Annotated in this window: 5 protein-coding genes; 4 read left to right on the top strand and 1 reads right to left on the bottom strand. The window is 37.2% G+C overall.

What is annotated here, in order from left to right; all coding sequences use genetic code 11:
- The 3 genes from ACLTU0_RS10270 to ACLTU0_RS10260 form a co-directional block, all read left to right on the top strand.
- A partial coding sequence (locus ACLTU0_RS10270) for a flavodoxin-dependent (E)-4-hydroxy-3-methylbut-2-enyl-diphosphate synthase (RefSeq protein WP_412322345.1) occupies positions 1-600 on the top strand: 600 nt, incomplete at its 5' end.
- 20 nt (positions 601-620) lie between these two features.
- Positions 621-1055 carry a type II 3-dehydroquinate dehydratase gene (gene aroQ, locus ACLTU0_RS10265; protein WP_337599425.1) on the top strand — a complete coding sequence of 145 codons (435 nt, stop codon included), beginning with the start codon at positions 621-623 and terminating at the stop codon, positions 1053-1055.
- Positions 1040-2092 carry a M24 family metallopeptidase gene (locus ACLTU0_RS10260; RefSeq protein ID WP_412275816.1) on the top strand — a complete coding sequence of 351 codons (1053 nt, stop codon included), beginning with the start codon at positions 1040-1042 and terminating at the stop codon, positions 2090-2092. The genes aroQ and ACLTU0_RS10260 overlap by 16 nt, the downstream gene beginning before the upstream one ends.
- 45 nt (positions 2093-2137) lie before the next feature.
- On the opposite strand, the gene spoIVB is transcribed toward ACLTU0_RS10260, so the two are convergent.
- Positions 2138-3121 (bottom strand): SpoIVB peptidase, encoded by a 984-nt coding sequence (gene spoIVB, locus ACLTU0_RS10255; protein ID WP_412275814.1) that lies wholly within the window; start codon positions 3119-3121, stop codon positions 2138-2140.
- A gap of 247 nt (positions 3122-3368) precedes the next feature.
- Here spoIVB and pcrA point away from each other — a divergent pair, with 247 nt between their 5' ends.
- The gene (gene pcrA, locus ACLTU0_RS10250; RefSeq protein ID WP_412275812.1) at positions 3369-5588 is read left to right on the top strand and encodes a DNA helicase PcrA; all 2220 of its coding nucleotides are present in this window, start codon (positions 3369-3371) and stop codon (positions 5586-5588) included.
- Positions 5589-5726: the final 138 nt, after the last annotated feature.

Here is a 5726-nt window from a genome sequence, read left to right as displayed (position 1 = left end):
CTTGTGGAAAGTGCTATGGGACACGTTGCAATTCTTGACGAACTTAATTTTAATAATGTGGTTGTGTCAATTAAGATTTCAGACGTTCCGAAAATGCTTTGCGCATACAGAAAATTCAATGAAATATCGGATATTCCGTTGCATATCGGTGTAACCGAATCCGGTACGTTAAAAGGCGGAACGGTTAAATCGGCTGTCGGAATTGGTGCACTTTTGGCAGAAGGAATAGGCGATACTATGCGTGTTTCGCTTACGGCAAACCCTGTTGAAGAAATTTATACGGCGTATGATATTCAAAAGGTTTTTGGTATGAGAAAAACAGGTGCGGAGATAGTTTCGTGTCCGACTTGCGGAAGAACTCAACTTGACCTTATTTCAATCGCAAACGAAGTTGAAAAACGTGCCGCAAATATTGATAAGCCTATTAAAATCGCCGTTATGGGTTGTGCGGTAAACGGCCCCGGTGAAGCGAGAGAGGCTGATATAGGAATTGCAGGCGGAAAAGGTGAGGGACTTATTTTCAAAAAAGGCGAGATTATAAAGAAAGTACCTCAAGACAGCCTTGTCGATGAACTTATGAAAGAAATAGAAACATTATAATACGAGAGGATTGGGATATATTGAAGAAGTATCTTGTTATAAACGGCGTAAACTTAAATATGCTTGGTATCAGAGAACCGGGAATATACGGAAACAGCACTCTTGACGATTTGGAAAACAACATCAGAAAAAAAGCAGATGAACTTGGTGTTGAGGTTGATTTTTTTCAAAGTAATTTTGAGGGCGAAATCGTTGAAAAAATACACAGTGCAATGGGGAATTACAACGGCATTATAATAAATCCGGGGGCATTTACTCATTATTCGTATGCTATCAGAGATGCGTTCGGTTCGGTTAAAATGGATGTAATCGAAGTACATATTTCAAATATCCATAAACGTGAAGAGTTCAGACATACATCTGTTATCGTACCTGAATGTATAGGACAGATTTGCGGTTTGGGATTTAAGGGGTATGAACTTGCATTGGAGGCATTGGTATGCAGAACAGAATAGATAAATTGTGTGAAAAACTGCACGATAACGAGGCGGTTTTTATATCAAGCTATCCGAATATATTTTATTACAGCGGTTTCACGTCAGAGGATGCATATTTGCTTATTTCGCACAGCGGCAAGTATATTATCACAGATTCGCGATACACAATACAGGCGCGTGAGCAAGCAAAAGACTTTGAAGTGATTGATATTGCAAAAGGTTTTGAAAAAATATTTTCAAGAATAGACGAAAAATATATAGGTTTTGAAGAATCATATATGAGCGTCGCAGAAAATAAGCGAATAAGAGCAAAACTAAAAGACGGACAAGATTTTGTTGAAATGCAAAATCTTATAAACAAACCGCGAGAAATAAAAGACGAATGCGAAATTAAAAAAATTGCAGAAGCCGAAAAAATTGGCGATATGGCATTTGAATATATTTTAGGCAGAATTAAAGAGGGAGTAACCGAAAGAGAAATAGCATTTGATTTGGAGTTCTTTATGAAAAAACAAGGTGCGACTGCATTGTCGTTTGACACTATTTCCGCATCGGGTATTCGTTCGGCAATGCCGCACGGCATAGCTACCGATAAAAAAATCGAAAACGGAGATTTTCTTACTTTGGATTTCGGCTGTGTTTTCGAGGGTTACTGTTCGGATATGACAAGAACAGTAGTTGTCGGCAAAGCGAATGATAAACAAAAAGAAATTTACAATACAGTTTTAAAAGCACAAACCACTGCAATAGACGCAATTAAAGCAGGTATGAAGTGCAGTGAAGTAGACGGAGTGGCACGAAAGATTATAACCGATGCAGGTTACGGTGAGAACTTCGGTCACAGTCTTGGACACAGTGTCGGTATTGAAATTCACGAAAATCCGTCATTTTCACCGAAAAACAATGCTGTTGTGCAAAACGGTAACGTAATTACGGTTGAACCGGGAATTTATATAGACGGTTTCGGCGGTGTAAGAATTGAAGATTTAATCGTTGTACAAAACGGTAAAGCGGTAAATCTGACATCATCACCGAAAGAACTTATTGAAATTTAATACAGCTCAAAAATCACATCAATTTTGATGTGATTTTTGATTTTTTTAATCTATGGTGTTAGTCATGTCAATCATATTTTCAGCAAGAGTCCCATATCCTTTTGTGGGACTGTTTACAAATACATGAGTTACCGCACCTATAAGCATACCGTTTTGTATAATCGGCGAGCCGCTCATACCTTGAACAATTCCGCCCGTGCAGTCGATTAAACGAGGGTCGGTAATTTCAATAATCAATCCTTTGTCGGAATCGTTTGTGATTTTGTTTATTTTTATCGAGTATTTTTCCGTTTTTTGCCCTATAACGTCTGAAAGTATATACGCGTCACTTTCGCATATCTGTTCCTTTGCGGCAACGGGGATGGCATTATCAGAGGAAAATTCATCGCAAGACATATTTCCGTAAATACCTATTTGTGAATTTATACTGATATTACCTATTGTATTACCGTCAAACGCACCGTTAATTTCTCCGGGATGACCTTTTGAACTTTTTGATACAGATAAAATATCGCAATTAAGAATATTTCCTGATTTAACGGATAAAATATTACCTGTATCAATATCGTTTATTCCGTGACCGAGTGCGGCAAAGCTGTTGTTTTGGGGATTGTAATAAGTCACAGTACCGATTCCGGCGGTACTGTCACGCACCCAAAGACCTAAACGGTATATATTGTCTTCCGATAAAACGGGAACGGCATTAATCAAAATATCTTGATTATCCCTCTTTATTGAAAGTGCCACACCGCTTGGATTTTCATTTACGGTCTTTGAAAATTCTTCTGTACTGTTGATGAGTTGATTATTTATTTTTTCTATTCTGTCATTTATCTTTATACCGTATTTTTTTGAAACATTTTCACCGTTTACTTCCGATGTTCCGACAACGAGTAACCCGTCGGTATATATCTTTACGCCTACCGCTTTACCGATAGGAACGACTTTGATTTCATCGGCATAAACGCTTGTGAAAATACACAAATTTAAAAGAAGAAAAACTACTATTTTACAGGAAACTTTTTTCAAATTATTCACCGCCTTTCTACACTTAAATTTGCCGAAATTCGACACGTTTATACTGAAAAACTTATTGAAGAAATGGTTTTAAAAGTTTGTGTTTTTTCTGAATATGTGGTATAATAACCTCACGAAACATACAAAAATCAAAGATTTTTATGTTTCGGAGAACATTGTATCATAATACTGCGGCGACATTCAGCCACCTTCGTTGTTATGATATAATAAAATGAAAACGATTTTAGGAGAACATTTGATGAATAATATGTTAGATAAACTTAACGAAAGGCAAAAAGAGGCTGTATTGGCAACGGAAGGTCCTGTTCTTGTGCTTGCAGGTGCGGGAAGCGGAAAAACAACGGTGCTTGTAAACAGAATTGCATATATGATTTCCGAAAAACATATACGTCCTTGGAATATTTTAGCGATAACTTTTACAAACAAAGCCGCAAGAGAAATGAAAGACCGTATTGAAAGACTTTTGGGTGATACCGCAAAAGATATGTGGATTGGTACATTTCACTCGGTTTGCGTCAGAATTTTGCGTAGTTGCATTGATTTGCTTGGTTACAGCCGTGATTTTGTAATTTACGATACAGCAGATACAAAGACTGTTATGAAAGAATGTCTAAGAGAACTTGACATTGACGAAAAAAGTTTTCCTGTCAGAAACGTGTTGTCTATAATAAGTAACGCAAAAAATGACTTGATGGATGCGGCAACTTTTGAAAATGTTTACAAAAGCGATTACCGCATGAGCATAATCGCAAAAATATATTACAGATACCAGACAAAACTGAGAAAAAACAATGCAGTCGATTTTGACGATATTATTTTGAATACAGTTAAGATTTTAAGTGAAAATCCCGATGTATTGTCAAAATATCAAGATAAGTTTCAGTACATACTTGTTGATGAGTATCAAGATACGAACAATTCGCAGTATCTTCTTATTAATCTTCTTGCACAGGCAAACAGAAATCTTTGCGTTGTCGGTGATGACGACCAAAGTATTTATAAATTCAGAGGTGCAAATATCGGAAATATTCTTAATTTTGAAGATGATTACTCTGATGTACAAAAGATAACGCTTGACCAAAATTACCGTTCAACGCAAAATATCCTTGACGCCGCAAACAGCGTTATATCTAACAATAAGGGTAGAATGGGTAAATCATTGTGGACGTCAAACGGCGACGGAAACAAAGTTTTTGTATACACGGGTACAAACGAATATGATGAGGCAAGATATATTGCACGTCAGATAAAGAAGCATTTCGATGAACAAGGTTCATTTTCGGATTGTGCGATACTGTACAGAACAAATGCACAGTCGCGTGTAATAGAAGAAATGCTTATGCGTGAGTCTGTTCCGTACAAAGTCCTTTCGGGACTTCGATTCTATGACCGTAAAGAAATTAAGGATATAATTGCATATTTGAGAGTTGTATATAATCCGAATGATGATGTAAGTCTGGCAAGAATTATCAATGAGCCGAAAAGAAAAATTGGTAACGCAACGCTTGAAAAAGCGAGAAATATTGCACGTGAAAAGGAAACAAGTCTTTATGATGTTATTTCTCACGCGGACGATTACCCTGAATTTAAAACGGCTATAAAAAAATTACTTGGTTTTTCGGAAATAATACAATCACTTATCAAACTTAAAGATACCGTTACGATTGAAGATCTTACGGGAAGAATATTGAATGATACAGGATATATGCCGGCACTTGTAATGGAAGATACAACGGAAAGTAAGACAAGAATAGAAAACTTGGGCGAATTTATTTCTGTTATTACCGAGTTTGAGAAGAATGAAGAAACGGGGAATACACTGGGTGAATTTTTGGAAAATATAAGTCTTGTTTCGGATATAGACGGATATGACGAAAATGAGGACAGTGCGGTACTTATGACTATTCACAGTGCAAAAGGTCTTGAATTCCCGATTGTATTTTTGAGCGGTCTTGAAGAAGGATTGTTCCCGGGAATGCGCTCAATGGAATCGGACGATGATATAGAAGAAGAAAGACGTCTTTGCTATGTTGCGATAACGAGAGCGAAAGAACAGCTTTATATCACCAAAACGATAAGCAGAACTATTCACGGTAAAACAATGCCGACAACCGCGTCAAGATTTTTCAAGGAAATACCTGTTGAATATCTTGAGGACAAGACAACGCTGCAACCGAAAGTTGCAAAGGTAATGCAAGACTTAGGAGTGCGTAATGCGGCTGCACCGAAAAAAGAAGTTTATATGACAAAAGGGTTTGGCAGCAGTGTAAAATCAAGCGGTTCAACCGACTATTCTAAATTCAAAGCCGGTGATACCGTTGAACACAGAACATTCGGCCGCGGAGAAATTCTGAAAGCCACTCCTTGCGGAAATGACTGTATTCTTGAAATTCAATTTGAAAGTATCGGATTTAAACGTCTTATGGCGGCCTTTGCAAAGGTGAAAAAGATTAATTAATAGAGAGCTTGTCGACAAAATGTCGACAGCTCCAAAAATCACATCATGCTGATGTAATTTTTGATTATTTTCAGAGAAAAATCTAAAGTTCCTCCAAAGTCGAAACTTTAGATTTTAAGCCATTTCTGCCGCGCATGT

It is taken from the genome of Hominilimicola sp., from assembly GCF_046972485.1.
Lineage (GTDB): Bacteria > Bacillota > Clostridia > UBA1381 > UBA1381 > Hominilimicola > Hominilimicola fabiformis.
Note: the sequence above shows the minus strand (reverse complement) of the source record. Positions and strands in the feature narration are given on the sequence as shown.

What these genes read in the sequence shown, in the direction of transcription:
- ACLTU0_RS10260 (WP_412275816.1), top strand. Translation starts at nt 1,040, where the DNA reads ATGCAGAACAGAATAGATAAATTGTGTGAAAAACTGCACGATAACGAG.
- pcrA (WP_412275812.1), top strand. Translation starts at nt 3,369, where the DNA reads ATGAATAATATGTTAGATAAACTTAACGAAAGGCAAAAAGAGGCTGTA.